23 protein-coding genes are annotated in these 21,900 nt (G+C 70.9%); 7 read left to right on the top strand and 16 right to left on the bottom strand.

Annotation, left to right across the window (positions count from 1 at the left end):
• Nucleotides 1–324: 324 nt before the first annotated feature.
• Nucleotides 325–693 (bottom strand): VOC family protein, encoded by a 369-nt coding sequence (locus AB0383_RS08275; protein WP_366185988.1) that lies wholly within the window; start codon nucleotides 691–693, stop codon nucleotides 325–327.
• Nucleotides 694–756: 63 nt separating this feature from the next.
• Here AB0383_RS08275 and AB0383_RS08270 point away from each other — a divergent pair, with 63 nt between their 5' ends.
• Nucleotides 757–1,215 (top strand): MarR family transcriptional regulator, encoded by a 459-nt coding sequence (locus AB0383_RS08270; RefSeq protein WP_364190707.1) that lies wholly within the window; start codon nucleotides 757–759, stop codon nucleotides 1,213–1,215.
• Nucleotides 1,216–1,443: 228 nt separating this feature from the next.
• Here the strand turns inward: AB0383_RS08270 and AB0383_RS08265 are convergent, their stop codons facing one another.
• The 6 genes from AB0383_RS08265 to AB0383_RS08240 form a co-directional block, all read right to left on the bottom strand.
• The gene (locus AB0383_RS08265) at nucleotides 1,444–2,649 is read right to left on the bottom strand and encodes an Ig-like domain-containing protein (protein WP_364190704.1); all 1,206 of its coding nucleotides are present in this window, start codon (nucleotides 2,647–2,649) and stop codon (nucleotides 1,444–1,446) included.
• A 108-nt stretch (nucleotides 2,650–2,757) separates the two neighbouring features.
• Complete coding sequence (locus tag AB0383_RS08260) at nucleotides 2,758–3,627, bottom strand: patatin-like phospholipase family protein (protein WP_364190702.1); 870 nt, start codon at nucleotides 3,625–3,627, stop codon at nucleotides 2,758–2,760.
• A gap of 64 nt (nucleotides 3,628–3,691) precedes the next feature.
• On the bottom strand, nucleotides 3,692–4,345 hold the full coding sequence (locus tag AB0383_RS08255; RefSeq protein WP_364190699.1) for a DedA family protein: 654 nt from the start codon (nucleotides 4,343–4,345) through the stop codon (nucleotides 3,692–3,694).
• 139 nt (nucleotides 4,346–4,484) lie between these two features.
• On the bottom strand, nucleotides 4,485–5,486 hold the full coding sequence (lipA, locus tag AB0383_RS08250) for a lipoyl synthase (protein WP_366186027.1): 1,002 nt from the start codon (nucleotides 5,484–5,486) through the stop codon (nucleotides 4,485–4,487).
• Between the two features lie 37 nt (nucleotides 5,487–5,523).
• The gene (locus AB0383_RS08245) at nucleotides 5,524–6,474 is read right to left on the bottom strand and encodes an oxidoreductase (RefSeq protein ID WP_366185985.1); all 951 of its coding nucleotides are present in this window, start codon (nucleotides 6,472–6,474) and stop codon (nucleotides 5,524–5,526) included.
• Between the two features lie 35 nt (nucleotides 6,475–6,509).
• The gene (locus AB0383_RS08240) at nucleotides 6,510–7,055 is read right to left on the bottom strand and encodes a hypothetical protein (protein WP_366185983.1); all 546 of its coding nucleotides are present in this window, start codon (nucleotides 7,053–7,055) and stop codon (nucleotides 6,510–6,512) included.
• A 132-nt stretch (nucleotides 7,056–7,187) separates the two neighbouring features.
• Here AB0383_RS08240 and AB0383_RS08235 point away from each other — a divergent pair, with 132 nt between their 5' ends.
• Nucleotides 7,188–7,808, top strand: a complete 621-nt coding sequence (locus AB0383_RS08235) for a TetR/AcrR family transcriptional regulator (protein WP_366185981.1) — start codon at nucleotides 7,188–7,190, stop codon at nucleotides 7,806–7,808.
• A gap of 25 nt (nucleotides 7,809–7,833) precedes the next feature.
• A complete protein-coding gene (locus AB0383_RS08230) occupies nucleotides 7,834–8,766 on the top strand; it encodes an LLM class F420-dependent oxidoreductase (RefSeq protein WP_364179596.1) in 933 nt (310 codons plus the stop codon).
• Between the two features lie 65 nt (nucleotides 8,767–8,831).
• Here AB0383_RS08230 and lipB read toward each other — a convergent pair whose 3' ends face one another.
• From lipB to lpdA, 5 genes are all read right to left on the bottom strand, one after another.
• Nucleotides 8,832–9,575: a lipoyl(octanoyl) transferase LipB gene (lipB, locus tag AB0383_RS08225; protein ID WP_366185979.1), complete on the bottom strand. Its 744-nt coding sequence runs from the start codon at nucleotides 9,573–9,575 to the stop codon at nucleotides 8,832–8,834.
• Nucleotides 9,572–10,201 (bottom strand): phosphatase PAP2 family protein, encoded by a 630-nt coding sequence (locus AB0383_RS08220; RefSeq protein ID WP_366185977.1) that lies wholly within the window; start codon nucleotides 10,199–10,201, stop codon nucleotides 9,572–9,574. Before AB0383_RS08220 ends, lipB begins: the two co-directional genes overlap by 4 nt.
• Complete coding sequence (locus tag AB0383_RS08215) at nucleotides 10,198–11,082, bottom strand: TIGR01777 family oxidoreductase (protein WP_366185975.1); 885 nt, start codon at nucleotides 11,080–11,082, stop codon at nucleotides 10,198–10,200. Before AB0383_RS08215 ends, AB0383_RS08220 begins: the two co-directional genes overlap by 4 nt.
• A 238-nt stretch (nucleotides 11,083–11,320) precedes the next feature.
• Entirely contained in the window at nucleotides 11,321–13,138 is a 1,818-nt protein-coding gene (gene sucB, locus AB0383_RS08210; protein WP_366185973.1) for a 2-oxoglutarate dehydrogenase, E2 component, dihydrolipoamide succinyltransferase, read from the bottom strand.
• A gap of 56 nt (nucleotides 13,139–13,194) precedes the next feature.
• A complete protein-coding gene (gene lpdA, locus AB0383_RS08205; protein WP_364179586.1) occupies nucleotides 13,195–14,568 on the bottom strand; it encodes a dihydrolipoyl dehydrogenase in 1,374 nt (457 codons plus the stop codon).
• Nucleotides 14,569–14,750: 182 nt separating this feature from the next.
• Here lpdA and AB0383_RS08200 point away from each other — a divergent pair, with 182 nt between their 5' ends.
• Nucleotides 14,751–15,095 (top strand): oxidoreductase, encoded by a 345-nt coding sequence (locus AB0383_RS08200; RefSeq protein WP_220237928.1) that lies wholly within the window; start codon nucleotides 14,751–14,753, stop codon nucleotides 15,093–15,095.
• Here AB0383_RS08200 and AB0383_RS08195 read toward each other — a convergent pair.
• Nucleotides 15,092–16,060, bottom strand: a complete 969-nt coding sequence (locus AB0383_RS08195; RefSeq protein ID WP_366185970.1) for an SMI1/KNR4 family protein — start codon at nucleotides 16,058–16,060, stop codon at nucleotides 15,092–15,094. The genes AB0383_RS08200 and AB0383_RS08195 overlap by 4 nt on opposite strands.
• Nucleotides 16,061–16,128: 68 nt before the next feature.
• Nucleotides 16,129–17,631, bottom strand: coding sequence for a leucyl aminopeptidase (locus AB0383_RS08190; protein WP_364179582.1), 1,503 nt, complete (start codon nucleotides 17,629–17,631; stop codon nucleotides 16,129–16,131).
• Between the two features lie 102 nt (nucleotides 17,632–17,733).
• On the opposite strand from AB0383_RS08190, the gene AB0383_RS08185 reads away from it, so the two are divergent.
• On the top strand, nucleotides 17,734–18,591 hold the full coding sequence (locus AB0383_RS08185; protein ID WP_364179580.1) for a sulfatase: 858 nt from the start codon (nucleotides 17,734–17,736) through the stop codon (nucleotides 18,589–18,591).
• Complete coding sequence (locus AB0383_RS08180) at nucleotides 18,578–19,210, top strand: DUF402 domain-containing protein (protein ID WP_364179579.1); 633 nt, start codon at nucleotides 18,578–18,580, stop codon at nucleotides 19,208–19,210. The genes AB0383_RS08185 and AB0383_RS08180 overlap by 14 nt, the downstream gene beginning before the upstream one ends.
• A 15-nt stretch (nucleotides 19,211–19,225) precedes the next feature.
• On the opposite strand, the gene AB0383_RS08175 is transcribed toward AB0383_RS08180, so the two are convergent.
• Nucleotides 19,226–19,531 carry a hypothetical protein gene (locus AB0383_RS08175; protein ID WP_364179577.1) on the bottom strand — a complete coding sequence of 102 codons (306 nt, stop codon included), beginning with the start codon at nucleotides 19,529–19,531 and terminating at the stop codon, nucleotides 19,226–19,228.
• 112 nt (nucleotides 19,532–19,643) lie between these two features.
• Here AB0383_RS08175 and AB0383_RS08170 point away from each other — a divergent pair, with 112 nt between their 5' ends.
• Nucleotides 19,644–20,747 carry a branched-chain amino acid aminotransferase gene (locus AB0383_RS08170; protein ID WP_364179575.1) on the top strand — a complete coding sequence of 368 codons (1,104 nt, stop codon included), beginning with the start codon at nucleotides 19,644–19,646 and terminating at the stop codon, nucleotides 20,745–20,747.
• Nucleotides 20,748–20,811: 64 nt separating this feature from the next.
• On the opposite strand, the gene cobT is transcribed toward AB0383_RS08170, so the two are convergent.
• Nucleotides 20,812–21,891 (bottom strand): nicotinate-nucleotide--dimethylbenzimidazole phosphoribosyltransferase, encoded by a 1,080-nt coding sequence (gene cobT, locus AB0383_RS08165; protein ID WP_364179573.1) that lies wholly within the window; start codon nucleotides 21,889–21,891, stop codon nucleotides 20,812–20,814.
• Nucleotides 21,892–21,900 lie beyond the last annotated feature (9 nt).

The following is a 21,900-nucleotide window of genomic DNA, read 5'->3' as shown; positions in this document are numbered from 1 at the left end:
GGTACTGCAACCGAAGGGTTGTGGGAGAGTAGGACGCCGCCGAACTTACTTAGAGTAGGCCCCGGTCGAGAATCTTCACGGTTCTCCCGGGGCCTGACTCTATTTCCCGACCCTTTTCGACCGACCGCCGGCTGGTCTAACGGACCGCCCCCGGCGGCGCCGGCGGTCACGACCGCGCGGCTCGACGTCGCACTCCGCCCGCCCCAGGGGTGAAGAGCCGGACAGGTGATCACCGCGGGGCAGACGAACTTCGCCCGGGTTCTCGCGTTTCGGGCGCAACCGCGGTCTGCGGGGGCCGATGGTCGTCCGGTGGTGTTGGGCTTGTCAGGTGCGGTCGTGGAGAGTGATTCGGTAGCCGTCGGGGTCCGCGAAGGTGAATGTCCGGCCGAAGGGGCCGTCGATCGGCGCGGAGACGATGGTGTGGTTGTCGGCGACGAGAGCATCGTGAATGGCCTGGACGTCTGTGGCGTGGAGCCAGATCGCGGCACCGATGCCGGGCTGGGCAACGGATGCGAGATCGGTGCCGGGAACGACGTCGCGGAGTGCGAACGCGATCGGCTTCGTCTCGAAGACGACGGCGTGCGGAGGTCCGGCCGACGAGCGGACGAGGCCGAGGTACTGCTCGTAGAACGCCTGTGAAGCATCGAGGTCGCGCGCTTGGAGCGAGATGAAGTCGGGGCCGGTGGCGGGCATGATGACACTCCATAGTTTCGTGTCAGCTTTCTGACACGGGGCAATCTATGTCAGAATGCTGACATGAGTCAAGACGGTGTCGGCGTTGACCTGGAGACGTCACTGGGCTACCTGCTGAAGGAGGCGTCGAGCGTCCTTCGCGCGGCCATGGAGGAGGTGCTGCGGCCGCTCGGGATGAGCGTGACGCACTACTCCTGCCTCGAGCTGCTGGCACAACGACCGGGCTTGTCGAACTCCGAGCTCGCGCGGGGCGCGTTCGTGACACGGCAGACGATGAATGTGCTGCTCCAGACGCTGGAACGAGAGGGCTACGTGACCAGGCCCGCGGAGGCACCCGTCGGAAAGGTTCTTCCCACGCGGCTCACGCCTCGCGGCCGGCGGAGCCTTGAGAAGGCGACCGTGGCCGTCCGGTCCGTCGAGGTCACAATGCTGGCCGGCATGACCGAGGCCGAGCAGTCAGGCGCGTTCCGGATCCTGCAGAGCATGATCCGTTCCCTGCGCGACGCCAACGACGGTGCATAGCTCGTTCCCTTGCGCACGTCGTGCCGCGCGCGGACAGAAGCGCAGGAGAGCATGAAAATCCGTGCAGGCAACTACGTACCTCCTTCACGGGCGGGACAAGAATGCCCGGCACAGAGCCCACTCGACACCCCCAGACGACGAGAAAGGCGCCGGAGCAACAATCGCTCCGGCGCCTTCCGCCAGTCCGTCACCCGCGAGCCTCACCCCGAAGCGGAGGCCCTCCAAGGCTCAGAGAGCTGAGCCCTTCTGCCAGTCCGTCCAGGACTTGGACCAGTCGCCGTACAGGTCCCACACGGGGAGCTGCGGGCCGCCCGAGTTGGTGACCTCCACGACGTCGCCGAGGCCGAAGTTCTGGAAGAACCATTCGGCGTTGGCGGCGTTCAGGTTGATGCAGCCGTGGGACACGTTGGAGCTGCCCTGCTGGCCGACGCTGTTCGGGTTCTCGTGCACGAACTCCCCGTCGTTCGAGATGCGTTCGGACCACTTCTCGTTGGAGCGGTAGGCCTTCGGGTCGGGCGGGCAGACGCCGTAGGTGCAGGAGTCCATCGTGTAGTTGGCCTGCTTGTCCGAGATCACGTGCGGGCCGAGGTGGGTCGGCGTGGCGTCCTTGCCCATGGAGATCGGCATGGACTTCACCATGGAGCCGTTGTGGAAGATCTGCATCTGCTCGGTGTTGCCGTCCGCCTTGGCGATCCAGGAGTCGTGCACCTTGTACGTCTCGGTGCGGTCCTCGGCGCCGAACACGCCGTTGCCGAAGTCGACACCGTAGATCTTCGCCGTGACGGTCAGCGTGGTGTTCGGCTGCCAGTACTCCTTCGGCCGGTAGTGGACGTTCTTGTCGTCCATCCAGTACCAGCTGCCGTCCTGCTGCGGCGACGACTGCACCGACAGCGCCTTCTCCACGGCGGCCTTGTTCTTCACCGCGGTGCCGAAGCTGAACACGATCGGCTGCCCCACGCCCACGCCGGTGGACTTCACGGCCGACGGCGCCGGGATCAGGTTCGCGTTCGCCTGCTTCTTCGGCGACACAGTGGTGATGTCACCGTCCTTCTCCACCTGCTTGCCGTCGGTGCCCTGGGCGTGCGCGACGACCTTGTAGGTGCCGGCGTAACCGAGCACCTCGGTGTTGGTCCAGCTGGAGCCGTCCGTCGCGAGCTTGCCGGCGACCGTCTTCCCCTTGGAGTTGGTCACCGTCACGTCGGTCAGCTTGCCGTTGGCGGCCTTGACGACGATCGGCGTGGTCGGGCTGATGCCGGTGGCGTTGGCCGGGTCGATCGACACCGTCGCCGGAGTCGCGTCCGTGGCCGCGCTCGTGCCACCGGGGGTCACGGGCGACGCGCTGCCGCCGGTGTCCCCACCGGAGGAACAGGCCGAAACCAGCAGGGTTGCCGCGAGAATTCCGGCAACCGAAAGGAAAGTCTTCTTCGGGAACATTTTGTCTCTTTTGCGGGGTATCGCGGGCCGGCAGGCATCTTCTATTCCAAAACTACGCGATCAGGAGGACGCGCCACGCAGCGGATAGGTGCATCGCAGTGGCGTGGATCACCCTGTGACGAGCCCTGGCGCACCGTAGAGACCGGGGCCGTCGACGACCAGTTCCTTCAGGTAGTCACGGGCCGAATGGTGGGCCTCGTCGGCGAGCTGGTCCGTCTTCGTGAAGTCCAGCGGGCTGACGCGCACGGGTGCCGGCCCGGGCAGGTAGACCACAGGCGCGCGCCGCGCCGCCGCGGGAGCCTCCAGCGCCGCCTGATTGCGCATGCTGATCAACGCGGTGAACATCATCACCTCGGCGAACGTGTGCGGCGCACCGGGCATCTTGCCCGGAAACGCGCAATCCAGGACCACCAGCGAGCGAGCGCCCATTGCGAGCGCCTGGCGCATCGGCACGTTGGCCACCAGGCCGCCGTCGTAGAGCAGCCGGCCGTCGTAGTCCACCGGCGGGTAGATCCCCGGGATGGCGCAGCTGGCCAGCAACGGCTCGCGCACCGGCCCCGTGCGGAACAGCACCGGCTCGGCCGTGTCGACGTCCGTGGTCACCACGCCGGGCGGGAGCTCCAGGTCCTCGAAGCGCCGGCCGGGGCCGAGGTGGTCGTCGATGATCTTCGTGAGACCCGTGTTGGGGAACAGGTTCGTCTTGCTGTGGCGAAGCGTGCGCACCTGGCTGAACACGCCGCCGGGAAAGGCTTCGTGCTTCGTCATGTGCTTCCAGATGTCGTGCAGGCGCCCGAGCCGGTCGGCGCCGGGCAGCGCCAGCACGGCCGCGTTGAGTGAACCCACCGACGTGCCGACCACGAGGTCGGGTGTCACGCCGGCTTCGTCCAGCGCGCGCAGCATCCCGACCTGCAGCGCGCCCAGGCTCCCTCCGCCGCCGAGCACGAACGCCACCGGCCCGGGGAGATCGAGTGGGGTCATACCGCCGAATGTAGTAAGCGTGAGCGCTCACGGCGGCGTCACGGACGTGTGATGCCGCACCGGATCACTCGGCGACGCGGACGGGTTCCTCGGTCTCCTCGGGTGCCAGTGCTTTGCGCTTCTTCATGCGCACCAGGAAGAACACCAGCACCCCGACGACCACCGCCGCCGCCACGAGGAAGCCCGTGCTGAACGCGCCCTCTACCTTCTTGGCCGCCTCGCCGAGCGCCGCGCCGAGGCTGATGTGCGCGAGTGACCAGCACAACGCCCCCGCGGCCGTCGCGGGCAGGAACTTCCGGAACGGCAGCCGTGACGCGCCCGCGGCGGCCGGCGTCAACGTCCGCAACACCGGCAGGAACCGCGCGAAAAACACTGCCCACGCGCCGCGCCGCTCCAGCACGCCGGCGGCCTTGTCCCACGCGTCGAGGCCGTACTTGCGGATCAGCTTCGTCTCGCGCAGCCGTGGTCCGAACCGGCGGCCGAGCGCGTAGCCGACGGAGTCGCCGAGCGCCGCGCACACCGTGACCACGGCCCACAGCGTGAGGAACCGTGGTGTCGTGGTCGCTGTCGTGGCCGCGATGAGCAGCGCCGACTCGCCGGGAGCGATGAACCCCAGGCCGATGGTGCACTCGGCGAACACGAGCCCGCCGGCCGCGGCGACAAGGCCCGGTTCCGGGAGTCCGTGCAGCCAGTTCAGGAGATCCGTTACCAGAGCCACAAGGTCACTTTACGGATTCTTTGGACTCCGTCACGGCGCTCCGCCCGACTTGGGGGACTTCCCAGGGACTGCCCGTAGGGGCCGGGAACGACGAAGGGCCCGCTCGAGGTGAGCGGGCCCTTCGCGAATCAAACGCCGGTCAGCGTGCGAGCAGCGAGCTGGCCTCTTGCGCTGCGGGGCCCTGCTCGGCCAGGTGCGCCAGGTTCTCCGGCAGCTCCTCACCACGGTGGGCCTTGGTCTGCGCGTACAACCGGCCCGCCCGGTAGGAGGAGCGCACGAGCGGTCCCGCCATCACACCGCTGAACCCGAGCGCCTCAGCCGCCTGGGAGTGCACCACGAACTCCTCCGGCTTCACCCACCGGTCCACCGGATGGTGCCGCGGCGACGGCCGCAGATACTGCGTGATCGTCAGAATCTCGCAACCCGCCTCGTACAAGTCCCGCATCGCCGACCCGACCTCATCGGGCGTCTCGCCCATCCCGAGGATCAAGTTCGACTTCGTCACCAACCCCGCCTCACGGGCCTTCGTGATGACCTCCAGTGAACGCGCGTAGCGGAACCCCGGACGGATGCGCTTGAAGATCCGCGGCACCGTCTCCACGTTGTGCGCCAAAACCTCCGGCCGCGAACCGAACACCTCAGCCAACTGCCCGGGATCGGCATTGAAGTCCGGGATCAGCAACTCCACACCCGTACCCGGGTTCAGCTCGTGAATCTGCCGCACGGTCTCCGCATACAACCAAGCCCCGCCATCATCCAAGTCATCACGCGCGACACCCGTGACGGTCGAATACCGCAACCCCATAGCCTGCACCGACTCCGCCACCTTGCGCGGCTCCGAGCGGTCCAGCTCGGCGGGCTTACCCGTGTCGATCTGGCAGAAATCACAGCGGCGCGTGCACTGGTCCCCACCGATCAGGAACGTCGCCTCGCGATCTTCCCAGCACTCGTAGATATTGGGACAGCCCGCTTCCTCGCAGACAGTGTGCAGACCCTCCCTGCGCACCAAGCCCTTCAGCTCGGTGAACTCCGGCCCCATCCGCACCTTCGTCCTGATCCACGACGGCTTCTTCTCAATCGGCGTCTCGCTGTTGCGGACCTCCAGCCGCAGCAACTTCCGCCCTTCAGGCGCAGCAGTCACGTCCACCACACTACGCCCGCGGTACCGGGCGAATCGCCTACTGCGGGTCGGGCGTGACGTTCGTCAAGCGGGCCGTCAAGTCCCACAATGCGGTCGCAGTCGCGAGGTCGCGGGCGGCAGCGAGCGGGCGCACCTTGGTGGGGTGGCCGCGGGAGCCGGACAGCCGGTCGGGGCCGTAGTAGTCGCCGCCCTCGACGTCGGGCTGCGTGGCCGCGTAGAGCTGCGGCAGGGCGCCGTGCGCGATGTCCTGGCCCACCAGCAAGTTGCCGAGCCACATGGTCCCCTGCATGACGTTGCGGACGACGGCGTTGCTGTACGACTTCGCCATGGCGGGCTGCAGGCCGGTCGATGTGTAGCCGGGGTGGGCGAGCACGCTGATCACCGGGGAGGCGGCCGCGCGCAGCCGCCGGTCGAGCTCCAGCCCGAAGATCTGGTCCGCGAGCTTCGACTGCCCGTAGGCGGCGGCCGTGTGGAATCGGCCGTGCTCGAAGTTCGGGTCCGCCAGCCGGATTCGCGCGCCCGTCGCGGCGATGCTGGAGAGCGTGACCACGCGTGCCGCCGTGCCGCCGCGTAGCGCGGGCATGAGCAGCCACGTGAGCGCGGCCGGCCCGAGGTAGTTGGTGCCGAACTGCAGCTCGAAGCCGTCGGCCGTCCGGCCCTGGGGCGTGCCCATGAGGCCGGCGTTGTTCACGAGCACGTCAAGCGCGTCACCGGTCCGCTCGCGCACCGACGTGGCCGCCTTGCGCACCGACGCGAGGTCGGCCAGATCCAACTGCACGAGCTCCGGCGCGGCACCGGAGGCCACCGAACGCACACGCTCGAGAGCGGCGGCACCGCGCTCGGCCGAACGGCACGCGAGCAGCACCCGCGCGCCGCGGCCGGCGAGGACCTCCGCCGTGCGCAGACCGAGGCCCGAGTTGGCGCCGGTGACCAGGACGGTCCGGCCGGTCTGGTCGGCCAGGTCGGCCTCGGTCCAGCGTCGGTTCATGGGGTTCACCTAACTACACGCCTGTAACTACGCGGTCACGCGCTGGGTGCGAGCAGGCGCATGAGGTGTCCCATGGGGCTGCGCCGCCGCACCGGGCAGGCCGCGCGGTCCGAGCGGTCACTGCCGGCGCGCACCAGCGAATCGAAGGCGTAGCCGACGCGGGTGATCTCCTCGGTGGGCTCGCCGGGCCCGGCCAGCCCGGCCGTGAGCGCCAGTGTGCGCAGCTCGCCCTCGTGCAGGTTCACCAGCGACGGGTGCCGGGTCAGCGCGCCGTCGAGTACCGCACGAAGCGTCTCGTGCTCGGACTGCGCGCGCCGCCACGCGCGGGAAACGGCGTCGACCTGGTCGCCGACGCCGTCGGCCGCGGCGTCCTCCGGGTCGGCCAGCTCGGCGCGCAGGTGCCCCCCGAGCACCTGCGTCCACTTGTACTGCAGCGCCAGTAGCAGGTTCTCTTCACAGCCGAAAACGTCGGTGGCGCCGGGGATCTCGGCGAGAATGAGCGGCTCACCGGGGGTGCGCTGCGCGTGGCGCACGGCCGCCTCGAGGATCTCCCGGCGTCGGTAGAAGTCGGTCCAGCTCATGGTGTGGGCTCCCCTTCCGTGGCCCGGGTCGTACCGCGAGTTTGCGGCATACTCCCGGTACGGACCTGACGCAGTGAACATACCATGGGTATGGAGATCGCCGTCCGGCGTAAGGTTGTGAGGGTGCCGACAATGAGGTCCAGACGACTCGACTACTCGGAGTCCACACGATCCGCCCTGGTCGACAGCGCCGTCGAGCTGTTCACGAAACGCGGTTACGCGGGTACCTCGCTCGACGAGGTGGCCAAACGCGCCCGCGTGACGAAGGGCGCGCTGTACCACCACTTCAGCGGCAAGCAAGCCCTGTTCGAAGCCGCGTTCGACTCCGTGGAAAGCCTGGTCTACGACCGGCTGGAGAAGATCATGACCGGCCCCGGCACGCCGTGGGAACGGGTGCTGGGCGCGCTCAACGCGTTCATCAAGAGCTGCCTCGACCCGGCCTACCAGCGCATCGCGATCCACGAGGCGCCGGTGGTGATGGGCTGGGAACGCTGGCGTGAGGCCGAGGAGCAGTGCAGCTTCGGGCTCGTGCGGGCGGGCCTGCAGTCGCTCGTGGACGCCGGCGAGGTCGAGCCCGTGCCGGTCGACATCACCGCGCGGCTCCTGTTCGGCGCGCTGTCGTCCGCGGCCACGGAGATCGCGAGCGCGACCGACCCGAAGAAGATCGGTGAGCAGATCGAAGGCGTGATCGTGCGGATGCTGCTGCGCCTGCGTCAGCCCGGCGAAGCGGGGGAGCGACCGGCCGCGAGCTGAGCGGCTCCGTGGCTAGGCTGGCGCCATGGACTTGAGGATCTTCACGGAGCCCCAGCAGGGCGCCACGTACGACGACCTCCTGCGCGTCGCCAAGGCGACCGAGGCCGCCGGTTTCGACGCGTTCTTCCGCAGCGATCACTACCTGAAGATGGGCGACGGCGACGGCCTGCCCGGGCCCACCGACGCGTGGATCACCTTGGCCGGGCTCGCCCGTGAGACCAAGCGGATCCGGCTCGGCACGCTCGTCACCGCCGCGACGTTCCGCCACCCCGGCCCGCTCGCGATCTCCGTGGCGCAGGTCGACCAGATGTCGGGCGGGCGCGTGGAGTTCGGTCTCGGCGCGGGCTGGTTCGACACCGAGCACACCGCCTACGCGCTCACGCTGCCGCCGCTGAAGGAGCGCTTCGACCGCTACGCCGAGCAGCTGGAGATCATCACCGGCTTGTGGAAGACGCCGGTGGGCGAGACGTTCTCGTTCTCCGGTGAGCACTACACCGTCGTCGACTCGCCCGCGCTGCCGAAGCCGGCGCAGTCGCCCGCGCCGCCCGTGATCATCGGTGGCGGGGGCAAGAAGCGCACGCCCGAGCTGGCCGCGCGCTTCGCCGACGAGTTCAACCTGCCGTTCGCGAGCCCGGAAGCCGCGCTGGCGCAGTTCGAGCGCGTGGCCGCCGCGGCCGAGGCCGTGGGCCGCGACCCCAAGGAGATCCTGCGTTCGGTGGCGCTCACCGTCGCGATCGGCCGCGACGACGCCGAGGTGGCGCGCCGGGCCGGAGCCATCGGCCGTGACCTCGCTGAGCTGCGCGAGTCCGGCCTGGCCGGCACGGCGGCCCAGGTCGTCGACCGCATCGGGCAGTGGCGCGAGAAGACGGGTATCACGCGGCTCTACCTGCAGGTTCTCGACCTGCAGGACCTGGACCACCTCGAGTTCATCGCCTCGGACGTGGCACCGCAGCTGTGACTTGCTCGTGAGGGGCGGCGCCGGTTCGGTTCTTGTTCGAACGCAGCGCGGCCCCTCACGAGTTCTCAGTTCTGCAGGGCGAAGGTGACGCCCGGCGCCGAAGGCGCTTCCGGGCGCGGCAGCCAGCGGTCGTCACGCACGACCAGCTCACCTTCTAGCGCGGCCAGCACGGCGTCGCGCACCATCGGCAGCACCTCCGCCACGGTGATGTCGCGCTGCAGTTCGTAGGACAGCGAAGTGACGCCGGCGTCGCGGATGCCGCACGGCACGATCGAGTCGAACGCGCCGAGGTCGGCGTTGCAGTTCAACTCGAGGCCGTGCATGGTCACGCCGCGCTGCACGCGGATGCCGATCGCGGCGATCTTGCGCTCGATCCCGCGGTCGTCGGCCGCGATCCACACGCCGCTGCGGCCCTCGACGCGGCCGGTGTGCACACCGAGCCGCTCGCACACCACGATCAGCGCCTCCTCGAGGCGGCGCACGTAATGCATGACGTCGATCGGGTCGGCGAGCTCGATGATCGGGTAACCGACGAGCTGGCCGGGGCCGTGCCACGTGATCTTGCCGCCGCGGTCCACGTCGATCACCGGGGTGCCGTCGGCCGGCCGATCCTCGGGCTCCGTGCGCTTGCCCGCGGTGTAGACCGACGGGTGCTCCAGCAGCAGCAGGGTGTCCGGTCCGGTCTGGTCGGCGCGCGCGGTGAGGATCTCGCGCTGCAGGTCCCAGGCCTCGGTGTAGTCGATCGTGCCGAGCTCCCGGACTACGACGGGTTCGGTGGCGGCACGGCAGGAATCGGTCGAAGAACTCACTCGTCGAGGCTACGCCCGTCAGGCCTGCGAAAGGGCACGAGCCGAAGTGCCGTCGCCGACACCAGGCCCATTCCCAGCACCGCGAGCGCGGCGCCGACGGTGTCCGTGACCCAATGCACACCCAGCACGACCCGGCAGGCCGCCGCCACGACGGTCGCGGCCACGGTGATCCCCACCGCCCACCGGACGAACCGCGGCGCGAACCAGCCACACACGAGCACCACGACCAGTCCGGTCGAGGCCACCGCGACGACGTGGCCGCTGGGGTAGCTCAGGTCCGGGTACTCGCGCGGACGCTGGCGCAGGAACACGGGTTTGAACGTCACGCTCGTCAGCCGGCACAGCACCAGCACCACAGCCAGCCGCACGCACAACGACAGCTTCGAGCGGTCCCGCAACGCCAGTGCGAGCAGCGCCACGCCCAGCACCCAGGGCAGCACGGGACCGAGGACGTTCGTGACGACCCCCGCGACCAGCCCGGCCGGGCGGGTGTCCTGGCCGCGCAACACGTTCGCGACCTCCGTGTCGAACTGCAGCGGCTGCCGGTCGACGAGCAGGCCGAGCGCGAGGAACGCGGCGAACAGCACCACACCGGTCACGACCCAGCGGACGCGCGGCACGGTCATGTCGCCGCGGCCAGCGCGCTCTCCAGAGTGCGGTGGCGGAACTCGTAACCCGTGTGCTCCAGCCGCCTCGGGACGGCGCGCTGGCCGTACAACGCCATTTCCTCGCCGGCCTGCCCGAGCGCGAGCTTCAGCGCGACCCCCGGAACCCACCACGGCGCGGGCCGGTGCAGGGCTTGGCCGAGGGCTTTCGTGAACTCGGCGTTGGTGGCGGGCGCGGGGCCGGCGAGGTTGACCGGGCCGGCCAGCGTTTCGTGCTCCAGCGCGTGGACGAGGGCGCCGACCTCGTCGTCGAGCGAGATCCACGGCATGAACTGGCGGCCGTCGCCGAGGCGGCCGCCGAGGGCGAAGCCGAACAGCGGCCGCAGCACGTCGAGCAGGCCGCCCTTGCGCGCGAGCACGAGGCCGGTGCGGACGAGCACCACGCGGGCGCCGGCCGTGGCGGCGGGGGCGGTCGCGCCTTCCCACGCCGTGCAGAGCTCAGCCAGGAAACCCGTGCCCGTACCGGCGGTTTCGTCGACCACGCGGGAACCGGTGTTGCCGTAGAACCCGACCGCGGAGGCGTTCACGAGCACCTTCACGCCGTGTTCGGCCACGGCTTCGGCGAGCACCTCGGTGGGCTCGACGCGGCTGTCGAGCAGCACCTGCTTGCGCATCGCGCTCCAGCGGCCCGGCAGCAGAGGCGCGCCGCAGAGGTTCACGACGGCGTCGACCCCGTCGAACGCGCCCTCGTCGATCCGCGCCGACGGCGGGTCCCAGCCGTGTTCGTCGGCCGCCCGCGCGGTGCGCCGCACGAGGCGGCGCACGTCGTGGCCGGCCGAGCGCAGCCGCGCCGCCAGTGCCGTGCCGATGAGCCCGCCGGACCCCGCGATGAGTACCCGCATGCCTGAGATCGTGTCCTATCCGTGCGTGTTCCGCACCCCCGGCCCGTGGTCGGCGACCCCGTGCGGGACCGTCCGGAATGGACAGGACGGGGGTGACCGTGGCACCGCCAGTGTCCCAGCCCGGCCCCCGGTCCCGCCACGGCGGACCGCGGCCGACCGTCTACATCGGACACTCGAGAACGGCGAAGGCCCCGCACCCCTGGGGGAGTGCGGGGCCTTCGACAGACCGGCTACCGCGTCAGAGGCCGAGCTCGTCCTCGAACTTGCCCTCTTCCAGACGCTGCTTGATCGTCGTGAGGAAGCGGCCGGCGTCGGCGCCGTCGACCAGGCGGTGGTCGTAGGTCAGCGGCAGGAACACCATCGAGCGGACGGAGATCGTGTCGTTGCCCTCAGCGTCGGACACGACGACCGGGCGCTTCACGACGGCGCCGGTGCCGAGCATGCCGGACTGCGGCTGCACGATGATCGGCGTGTCGAACAGGGCGCCGTTGCTGCCGATGTTCGTGACGGTGAAGGTGCCACCGGTCAGCTCGTCCGGCTTGATGTGGTTGGCCCGGGCCCGCGCCGCCAGGTCGGCGATGCGGTGCGCGAGACCGGCCAGGCTCAGCTCACCCGCGTCGTGGATCACGACCGACAGCAGGCCGCGGTCGGTGTCCACCGCGATGCCCAGGTGCACGGCGCCGTGGTAGGTGATCTCCTTCGTGTCCTCGTTGTAGGACGCGTTGACGTTCGGGTGCTGCTTGAGCGCCTCGACGGTGGCCTTCGCGAAGAACGGCAGGAACGTGAGGTTCACGCCCTCGCGCTCGCGGAAGGCCGCCTTCGCGCGCTGGCGCAGCTTGGCGATCTTCGTCACGTCCACCTCGTGCACCTGCGTGAGCTGCGCGGAAACCTGCAGCGACTCGCGGGTCTTGGTGGCCGTGATCTGCCGGATCCGGCTGGCCTTCTGCACCGTGCCGCGCAGGGCGGCGATGTCCGGCGAGACCGCGGCCGGAGCCGACGGGGCAGCCGCGGCGGGAGCCGGGGCCTGCGCAGCCGGGGCCGGGGCAGCAGCCGCGGGCGCCGGCGCGGCCGCCTTCTGCTTGGCCTCGGCCGCCGCGAGCACGTCCTGCTTGCGGATGCGGCCGCCGACACCGCTGCCGGTCAGCGTCGCCAGGTCGATGTCGTGCTCGGACGCGAGCTTGCGCACCAGCGGCGTGACATACGGGCCGTCGGCCGAACCGTTGTCCTCGGCCTTGGCGGCCGGGGCGGCAGCGGCCGGAGCCGGAGCGGCCGGAGCCGGAGCAGCCGGAGCCGGAGCAGCCGGGGCGGGCGCGGCAGGCGCCGGCGCAGGAGCGGGCTTGCTCTCCTGAACCGGGGCCGGAGCCGGGGCAGCCGGGGCCGGAGCGGCGGGCGCCGGGGCGGCGGCCGGAGCCGCACCCGCGTCACCGATCACCGCGAGAACCCCACCGACCTCGACGGTCTCGTCCTCACCGGCGCGGATCTCGAGCACCGTGCCGGCGACCGGCGACGGGACCTCGGTGTCGACCTTGTCCGTGGAGATCTCGAGCAGCGGCTCGTCGACCTCGACCGGGTCGCCGACCTGCTTGAGCCAGCGGGTCACGGTGCCCTCGGTGACGCTCTCGCCCAGCTCGGGCAGCTTCACCTCGGTGCCCTGGCCACCAGACGCCGGCGCGGTGTCCGGACGCGACGGGGCCTCGGCCTGAGGAGCCTGCGCGGCGGGCGCCGGCGTCGGCTCGGGCTCGGGCGCCGCCTGCGGCTCCGGAGCGGCTTCCTGCGCGGGCGCGGCGGCCGGCTCGGCAGCGGCGGGGACGCCGCCGGTGCCGTCGTCGATCACCGCGAGCTCGCCGCCGACCTCGACGGTCTCGTCCTCACCGGCGCTGATCTTCACCAGGGTGCCGGCCACGGGGGACGGGACTTCGGTGTCGACCTTGTCGGTGGAGATCTCGAGCAACGGCTCGTCGACCGCGACGGTGTCGCCTTCCTGCTTCAACCACCGGGTGACGGTGCCTTCAGTGACGCTCTCACCGAGCTCCGGCAACGTGACGGAGTAGGCCATCGTTCGCTGACTCCCTTGATCTGTAAGACGTAGGTTTGGATTGTGCTGGTGAGACGTCAGCTGTGCACGTGCAGCGGCTTGCCCGCGAGGGCGAGGAACGCTTCACCGAGGGCCTCGGTCTGGGTGGGGTGCGCGTGGATGAGGGGGGCGACGTCCTCCGGGAACGCCTCCCAGTTGTAGACCAGCTGCGCTTCGCCGATCAGCTCGCCGACGCGGTCGCCCACCATGTGCACGCCGACGACCGGGCCGTCGGGCGCCTTGACCAGCTTCACGCCACCGGAGGTCTTGAGGATCTGGCTCTTGCCGTTGCCGCCGAGGTCGTAGGTGTAGGTGGTGACGTCGTTGCCGTACTTCTCCTTGGCCTGCGACTCGGTGAGCCCGACCGAGGCGACCTCGGGGTGCGAGTAAGTGACGCGCGGGATGCCCTTCTCGTCGATCACGCGCGGGGCGAGCCCGGCGATCTCCTCGGCGACGAAGATGCCCTGCTGGAAGCCGCGGTGGGCCAGCTGCAGGCCCGGCACGATGTCGCCGACGGCGTAGACGTTCGGCAGGTTCGTGCGCAGGCGGTCGTCGGTGAGGACGAAGCCGCGGTCGATCTTGACGCCGGCCTCCTCGTAGCCGTGGCCCGCGGAGTTCGGGCCGCGGCCGACGGCGACCAGCAGCAGGTCAGCGTCGATGGTCTCGCCGGACTCCAGGGACACGCTCACGCCGTTGTCGTCCTGCTTCGCGCCGGTGAACCGCACGCCCGTCTTGAAGGCGATCTTTCGGCGGCGGAACGCGCGCTCGAGCTGCTTGGACGCGAACTCGTCCTCGGCGGGCACCAGGCGCGGCAGGGCCTCGACCACGGTGACGTCGACGCCGAAGGAGGCCCAGACGCTCGCGAACTCCACGCCGATCACGCCGCCGCCGAGCACCACGACCTTCTTCGGCACCCAGTCGAGCGCGAGCGCCTGCTCGCTGGCGATGATCCGGCCGCCGAGCTCCAGACCGGGCAGGGTCCGCGAGTACGAACCGGTGGCGAGGATGACATTCTTGCCCGTGTAGCGGGTGCCCTCGACCTCGACGGTCGTGCCGCCGACGAAGGTGCCGGTGCCCTCGACCAGGTTGACCTTGTGGGCCTTGGCCAGACCCTGCAGGCCCTTGTACAGGCGGGCGACGACGCCGTCCTTGTACTTGTTGACCCCGGCGATGTCGATGCCTTCGAACACGGCCTTGACCCCGACCGACTCCGATTCGCGAGTTTCGTCGGCGACTTCGGCGGCGTGGAGCAGGGCCTTGGTCGGGATGCACCCACGGTGCAGGCAGGTCCCGCCCAGCTTGTCCTTCTCGATCAGCGTGACGGAAAGGCCCAGCTCGGCCGCGCGGAAAGCCGCGGCGTAGCCGCCCGATCCGCCTCCCAGGATCACAAGGTCGGCGGAGGTGTCGCTCACTTCAATAACTCCTCGGCAGCGGTGTAGGGGTGAAGCTCGGTCGTCGCGCAGCCCCGGTATAACCGCGCGCGCGACACCAGCCATCTTGTCACTACGCCGATCCGGCCGACCAACCCGGCCGTGCGACACCGACCACACCTGATCGTGGGAATAATGGAGTTCGTACTCCTGCAGGAAGAGAGGTGGTCGGAGTGGGGATCTTCGACTCGCTGCGTCGGCGAGGCCGAGGCGGCAGACGTCCGGGAACGATGCGCAAGGCCACCTCCGAAGACACCCGTCACCTGGAGGAATGGGCCGCATCGCGGCGTGGCGTGGAGGCCTACGTCGAGCCCCGCACCACCGTGACGGAAGCCACTGTGGTCCTCATCGCCCACGACGGCGAGTGGACCCGTCGGCGCATCGGCAGTCTCCAGGCGGCACTGCACTTCGGCGAGAAGCGGTCGATTCCCGTGTATGAGGTGTCGCGGGTCGGTTACCCCAAGCGCATGCGTGAATACACGGAGCGGAAGAAGCGCGGCCAGGTCTAGCGGCTCGCTTCGAGCAGGCCGAGGTGGTGTTCGAGCAGCGCGCGGAATGTCGGGTGCGCGGTGCTGCCGAACGCGAGGTCGACCTCCACGGCGTGGCCGGTCGCGGTCAGCAGCACGAGTGCGGGGTCGGAGACGATGACGACACCGTTGTCGGCGCGCAGTTCCTGCGCGGGCAGCAGGCGCGGGAAGGTGACGTCGTCGGGGAGGCCGTTCGTCGTGCGGAGGAACTCGCGGTAGTCGGCGGGCAGTGTCGTGGTGAGCCGGCGTTCGGCCTCTTGGAGGTCTTCTTCGGACGCCGGTGGCGGAGCCGTCTGGCCGCGTTCGCGCATGATCGCCGCGACGAGCTCCGGCCAGCTGTCCGGCTGCGTCGGGTAGCGCTCGCGCAGCGCGGCGATCAGGGCGCCGGCGCACTGATCGGGCCAGTCCGGTCCGAGGTCGAGTGGATCGGCGCCGGCGACGACCCGTGAGGCGATCGCGCGCGTCGCGGCCAGTGCGGCGACGTCTGGGGCCGGGTGAGAGGCAACGAGCTCCGCCCACGCCCCGAGGTCGCCCTCCGCCAGGGCCGTGCGGACGCGGTCGGGACGGCCCGGGGCGAGGGCGGACACGACGCCCGCGACGGGGGAGCCGTCGAGGACATCGTCCAGATCGGACACCCGGCGGGTCAGGAAGGCTTGGTGCGCCTGCTCTTCCGCGTCGAGGTCGAGCGGGATGAGTTCGTCCGCCCACTGTGGACGGTCGCCACGCGCCTCGAACAGCATCGCCCACGCGCGCGCCCGCACGGCGTCGTCGGCGAGTTGCGTGGCCGGGCGGCCCGTGACCGCGCGCCAGTGCGTGACGAGCCGGTCGGCGTCGGCGCCCGCCGTGGCCAGCAGCAGGGCGGTGTGCCCGACGCGGCGATCGAGGGCCGGCTCGTCGGCGGTGAGGACGTCGCGGATCGCGGCTTCGAGGTAGGCGTCACGGTCCATGGTCGCGAGGGTGCCACAAAAGAAGGCCCCCCACCGCGCGCGGTGAGGGGCCTGGCGTCGAGAACGGGTCAGCCGCGGTCGGCGATGTCGGCCAGGACGGCGGCGATGGTGCGGACGGGGACGCCCGTGCCGCCCTTGCCGGTGTAGCCCCAGGGGCCGCCGGTGTTGAAGGCGGGGCCCGCGACGTCGATGTGGGCCCACGGCAGGCCCTCGGCCACGAACTCCTTGAGGAACAGGCCGGCCGCGAGCATGCCGCCCCAGCGGTGGCCCGTGACGTTGGCCAGGTCGGCCAGGCGGGAGTCGAGGTCGGCGCGCAGCTCCTCGGGCAGCGGCATGGCCCAGCCGCCCTCGCCGGTGGCCTGCATGATGCCCGCGACGCGGTCACGGAACTCGTCGGAGCCCATCACACCGGCGGTGCGGTTGCCGAGCGCCACGACCTGCGCGCCGGTGAGGGTGGCGGTCTCGATGAGGTAGTCGGGGTTCTCCTCGGCGGCGCGCACCATCGCGTCGGCCAGGACCAGGCGGCCCTCGGCGTCGGTGTTGAGGACCTCGACGGTCTTGCCGCCGTACATGGTCAGGACATCGCCCGGACGGTAGGAGCTGCCCGACGGCAGGTTCTCCGCCAGCGGGATGTGCGCGGTGACCTCGAGCGGGTACTTCAGCTTCGCGGCCAGCACGACCGACGCCAGCACCGCGGCGGCACCGGACATGTCCGAGGTCATGTGGTCCATGCCCGCGGCAGGCTTGATCGAGATGCCGCCCGAGTCGAACGTGATGCCCTTGCCGACCAGCGCCACGCGCTTGCTCGCCTTGGCCGGCTTCCAGCCCACGCGCAGCAGACGCGGCGGACGCTCGGAACCGCCGCCGACGCCCAGGATGCCGCCGAAGCCCTTGCGCTTCAGCTGCTTCTCGTCGAGCACCTCGAAGTCGAGGCCGTTGTCCTCGGCGAGCTTCTTCGCGCGGTCGGCGAACGAGGCCGGGAACAGGTCGTTGGGCGGGGTGTTGATCAGGTCGCGGGTGATGATCACCGACTCCGCGATGGCGGTGGCGGCTTTCAGCGTCGCCTTGTGCTCGCGTGCGGTGCCGTCCTCCGGGCTGACGAAGTCGGCCTTGGCCAGCGGGGCGTCGCCCTTCGAGGAGCGGTACTCGGTGAAGGTGTACGCGCCGAGCGCGGTGCCTTCGACGGCGGCCTGCAGGTCGAGCGCCGAGAGCGTGACGAATGCGCGCTCCGTGCCGGCCAGCGCCCGCGCGGCGGCACCGGCGGCGCGGCGGACCTGCTCGGCCGTCACGGCACCGTCGGTCGCCTTGCCCAGGCCCACGGCCAGCACGACGCCGGCGGTGAGCTTGCCCAGTGTGGGCAGCTTCACGACTTGCTCGGCCTTGCCGGTGGCGCCGAGCGTGGCGAGCACCTCGGTGAGCTTGCCGTCGAACGCGGCGTCGGCGCCCGCGGCGCCCGCGGCGAGCACCGGGCCGTCCTCGCCCTGGAGGGTGCCGATCACCACCACGTCGGCGCGGGTCTTGGTGAGCGCCGCCTCGGTGTTCTCGGACAGGGCAAGCTTCGGCACGGTCACTTCTGGCTCCTCGCGCGTTCGCGGTGGTACCGGGCGACGTGCCCGGACGGATCGTGAGCCATGCTAATGACAAGCGCGGCCGGACGTCGGGAGGGGACCATCGTGCGACTCGGGGGCGGGCTCCTCGTGGTGCTGGCGGTGGGGGCCGCCGGGGCCGGCTACTGGGTGCTGGCGGGCGTCGTGCTCGCGGCGATCGCCGCCGGTGTCACGGCCCGGCTGCCCCCGCTCGGCGACACGCAGGCCGAGCGCTGGACCGGCGGGATCACGCGGCTGGCGCTGGTGGCTGTGCAGGCGATCGTCTTCGGCGCGTACGTCGTCCCGGCGCAACCCGCGTACGCGGCGGCCGGGCTCGTGGTCGTGGTCGCCGTGACCGATTTCGCCGGCCTGCGGCTGCCCGCCGCCTTGGTCCGCTGGCTCACGATCGTGCTGATCGCCGCCGCGGTGGTGCTGATCGTGCTGTGCGCCGTCGTGGCCCCGGTCGTGACGACCTCGCCGATCGCCGCGCCGGACGTCGCCGGGGTCATCGTGGCGGCCGTGGTCACGCTGCCGTTCCTGCTGCCGGTCGCCGCGGACCGCGTCACCCTGCGCGCGCTGACGCTCGGCGGGCTCGCGGTGCTGGTCACGATCGTCGCGCTCGTGCAGCTCGGCCCGGACCGGCTCGGGCTTTCGGCCACGTCGATCCGCGACCTCCTCTACGCCGCCGACGCGGGTCAGCTGCAGCCGGTGCTCACCGTGGTCGTCGTGCTCGCGACGGTCCCCGCGGCCCTCACCACGTACACCGACGCCCGCGAGCGGTACGCACCGGACAAGGGCTGGCTCGCCGCCGCGGGAGCCGTCGTCACGCTGGCCGCGGCGCTGTTCGCGACGCCGTACGCGGTGCTGGTCGTGGCCGGGCTCGGCACCGTGCTGGAGCTGGTGCTGCGGGCCCGCCGCTACCGTGACGCCCATGCCCGCGAGTGATCACCTCTGGGAGTCGGGGGAGACCGTCGTCGAACGCTTCCTGCGGCCCGACGGCAGCATCGGCCAGCACCACCCCCTGCGCGTGGTGTCCGACGACGGGCAGGTGCTGCTCGGCTGGCTCCCGATGGGCACGCCGATCGTCGGCAGCCGGCTCACCGACGGCCGCACGATGCGCGAGGCCCCGCTGGAAGAGCGCTTCCGCGTGCCGCGTGTGCCGGTGCCCGACACGTGGCGCGGCACCTCGACGCTGCGGATGATCCCCGAGGGCCAGTGGTCCTCGGTGTGGTGGTTCTTCGAGCCGGACGGCACGTTCCGCGACTGGTACGTGAATCTCGAGATCCCGCTCGGGCGCACCGCGAGCGGCCCGGACCGCATCGACGGCGTGCTCGACGTAGTGGTGACACCCGGTATCGGCTGGCGCTGGGACGACGAGGACGAGGCAGAAGAAGCGCTCGCCGCCGGCCGGCTCACGGCCGGGCAGCTCGACCGGCTGCGCGCGGAGGGGGAGCGGATCGGGGCATTGGCCGACGCCGGCGCGTTCCCGTTCGACGGCACGCACACGGACTTCCGGCCGGACCCGTCGTGGCCCGCGCCGGAACTGCCGGCCGCGCTGCTGTGACTCCTGGACCGAGGCTCAGGCCGCGGTGAGCAACAGGATCGCGGCGAGCACGACGTTCACCACGAGCAGGATGATCACCGACCGAGTCGGCAGGTCCCGTGCGAACACCTGGCCGTGGAGGCTGCGCCACCAGTAGACGCCGAAACCGCCCGCGGCGAGGCCGAGAACAGCGCCGAAGCCGCTGCCCAGCAGCGCCCAGCCCACCATGCCGAGCAGGCCGACGCCGAACGTCAGCAGCACCGCGGTCGCGAAGGTCTTCACGTCGGGGCCGGCGCCCGGCTGTGCGGGTCGACGTCCCTGGGAGGTCGCTGGGAAGCTCACCTGTCCATCGTAAGGGCATCCGCGTCTCACGCACCGAACGTGCGGGTGTGCGGCGCGTGAAACAGGAGGTCTTCCGACTAACGCGCTTCCGACCAAGCGCTAAAGTTGGGCCATGACGACAGCGACGCACTTCTCCCGAGTCCCGCACCCGAACCCCGCGACTCCCGAGCGCGTCGCCGAGGTACTCGACAAGCCCGGGTTCGGTCTGTACTTCACCGACCACATGGTCACGGTGCGCTGGAGCGAGGAGCGCGGCTGGCACGACGCCAAGGTCGGGCCGTACGAACCGTTCTCCCTCGACCCGGCCACGTCGGTGCTGCACTACGGGCAGGCGATCTTCGAAGGCCTCAAGGCCTACCGCCAGGCCGACGGCACGGTCGCCGCGTTCCGGCCCGACGCCAACGCCGAGCGCTTCCAGGCCTCGGCCGAGCGCCTGGCGATGCCGCAGCTGCCCGTGGAGGTCTTCCTCGAGTCGTTGCGCGAGCTGATCGCGGTCGACGAGCGCTGGGTGCCGACCCGCAAGGGCGACTCGCTCTACCTGCGGCCGTTCATGATCTCCACCTCGACCGGGCTCGGCGTGAACAAGCCGGCCACCGAATACCTGTACACGCTCATCGCCTCGCCCGCCGGCTCGTACTTCGCCGGTGGCGTGAAGCCGGTCAGCGTGTGGCTGTCCACGGAGTACGTGCGGGCGGCGCCGGGCGGCACCGGCGCGGCGAAGTGCGCCGGCAACTACGCGGCGTCGTTCGTGGCGCAGGCGCAGGCCGTGGAACAGGGCTGCGACCAGGTGGTGTGGCTCGACGCAGTGGAGCGCCGCTGGGTCGAGGAGATGGGCGGGATGAACCTGTTCTTCGTCTTCGGCTCGGGTTCCGACGCCCGCGTGGTCACGCCGGAGCTGTCCGGCTCGCTGCTGCCGGGCATCACGCGCAAGTCGCTGCTGCAGCTGGCCGAGACCGCGGGTCACCGCGTCGAGGAGCGCCGGATCTCCACCGACGAGTGGGAGAAAGCCGCCGCTTCCGGCGAGCTGACCGAGGTCTTCGCCTGCGGCACCGCGGCCGTGATCACGCCCGTCGGGCACGTGAAGCACGCCGGTGGCGAGTTCACGATCGGCGACGGGCAGCCGGGTCCGATCACCATGAAGCTGCGGGAGGAACTGGTCGGCATGCAGGAAGGTGACCTGGCCTTCCCGGACGGCTGGATGCGTCCGCTGATCTGATCCACTGTGGACACGAGAAGGGCCGCCCGGGTTCGTCCCGGGCGGCCCTTCTCGTTGACTGGCTTCAGGAAGCCGGCACCGGTGTAAGCGGGCCGGACACTCCGGACTGCTCGTGCGTGGTCATCTCCGCGAGCACGCGCGCGGCCATCATCAGCAGCGGCAGCGCGGTGACGGCGCCGGTGCCCTCGCCGAGGCGGACGTCGAGGTCGAGCAGCGCGCCGAGGTCGAGGTGTTCCAGGGCGAGGGCGTGGGCGGGCTCGCCGGTGAGCTGGCCGGACATCCACCAGCGGCGCGCACCGGGGGCGAGCTCCTCGGCCACCATCGCCGCCGCGCAGACGACGAGACCGTCGAGGACGACCGGGGTACGGCGGACGGCCGCCTGGGCCAGGAAGCCCGCCATGGCGGCGATGTCGGCGCCGCTGGAGGTGCGCAGCAGGGCCAGCGGGTCGGCGAGGACCACGCGGGCGCGGCGCAGCGCGTCGCGCACGGCGGTGGCCTTGCGCATCCACGCGTTGTCGTCGATGCCCGAACCGCGCCCGACCACGGCCACGGGCTCGGTGCCGGTGAGCGCGGCGACCAGCACGGACGCCGGGGTGCTGTTGCCGATGCCCAGGTCGCCCGCGATGAGGAGGTCGGCGCCGCCGTCCACCTCGGCGTCGGCGACCTTCATGCCGGCGAGCACGGCCGCGCGCACCTCGTCGTCGGTGAGGGCGTCCTCGACGTCGATCGAGCCGGAGCCGCGGCGGACCTTGTACTCGCCGATGGAGCGCATGGCCGACTCTCCGGTGTCCACGGCCATGTCGACCACGCGCACGCTGGCGCCGGCCGCGGCGGCGAGCACGTTGATGGCCGCGCCGCCGGTCAGCATCGTGCCGACGAGCTGCGACGTGACCTCCGCCGGATAGGCGGACACGCCCTTCCTCGCGATGCCGTGGTCGCCGGCGAACACCACGACCCGGGGCCGCGTGAACGGCCGCGGCGGCGCCTGGCCCTGGCACGACGAGATCCACACGCCGAGCTCCTCGAGCCGGCCGAGCGATCCCGCGGGCTTCACGAGCTTGCCGTGCAGGGCGATCGCCGCCGACCGGGCCTGGTCGCTGGGTGGTTCGATCTCGCCGAACTCGATGCTGGTGTCCGCGTCCACGCCAGGCCT

The organism is Amycolatopsis sp. NPDC051373 (assembly GCF_040689465.1).
Lineage (GTDB): Bacteria > Actinomycetota > Actinomycetes > Mycobacteriales > Pseudonocardiaceae > Amycolatopsis.
This window is presented reverse-complemented; position numbering and strand designations above follow the sequence as displayed.

Bases quoted from the DNA above. Each gene is read 5' to 3' on its own strand.
- AB0383_RS08275 (WP_366185988.1), bottom strand. From the start codon at position 693: ATGCCCGCCACCGGCCCCGACTTCATCTCGCTCCAAGCGCGCGACCTC.
- AB0383_RS08270 (WP_364190707.1), top strand. From the start codon at position 757: ATGAGTCAAGACGGTGTCGGCGTTGACCTGGAGACGTCACTGGGCTAC.
- AB0383_RS08265 (WP_364190704.1), bottom strand. From the start codon at position 2,649: ATGTTCCCGAAGAAGACTTTCCTTTCGGTTGCCGGAATTCTCGCGGCA.
- AB0383_RS08260 (WP_364190702.1), bottom strand. From the start codon at position 3,627: ATGACCCCACTCGATCTCCCCGGGCCGGTGGCGTTCGTGCTCGGCGGC.
- AB0383_RS08245 (WP_366185985.1), bottom strand. From the start codon at position 6,474: ATGAACCGACGCTGGACCGAGGCCGACCTGGCCGACCAGACCGGCCGG.
- AB0383_RS08240 (WP_366185983.1), bottom strand. From the start codon at position 7,055: ATGAGCTGGACCGACTTCTACCGACGCCGGGAGATCCTCGAGGCGGCC.
- AB0383_RS08235 (WP_366185981.1), top strand. From the start codon at position 7,188: ATGAGGTCCAGACGACTCGACTACTCGGAGTCCACACGATCCGCCCTG.
- AB0383_RS08230 (WP_364179596.1), top strand. From the start codon at position 7,834: ATGGACTTGAGGATCTTCACGGAGCCCCAGCAGGGCGCCACGTACGAC.
- AB0383_RS08220 (WP_366185977.1), bottom strand. From the start codon at position 10,201: ATGACCGTGCCGCGCGTCCGCTGGGTCGTGACCGGTGTGGTGCTGTTC.
- AB0383_RS08215 (WP_366185975.1), bottom strand. From the start codon at position 11,082: ATGCGGGTACTCATCGCGGGGTCCGGCGGGCTCATCGGCACGGCACTG.
- sucB (WP_366185973.1), bottom strand. From the start codon at position 13,138: ATGGCCTACTCCGTCACGTTGCCGGAGCTCGGTGAGAGCGTCACTGAA.
- AB0383_RS08195 (WP_366185970.1), bottom strand. From the start codon at position 16,060: ATGGACCGTGACGCCTACCTCGAAGCCGCGATCCGCGACGTCCTCACC.
- AB0383_RS08180 (WP_364179579.1), top strand. From the start codon at position 18,578: ATGCCCGCGAGTGATCACCTCTGGGAGTCGGGGGAGACCGTCGTCGAA.
- AB0383_RS08170 (WP_364179575.1), top strand. From the start codon at position 19,644: ATGACGACAGCGACGCACTTCTCCCGAGTCCCGCACCCGAACCCCGCG.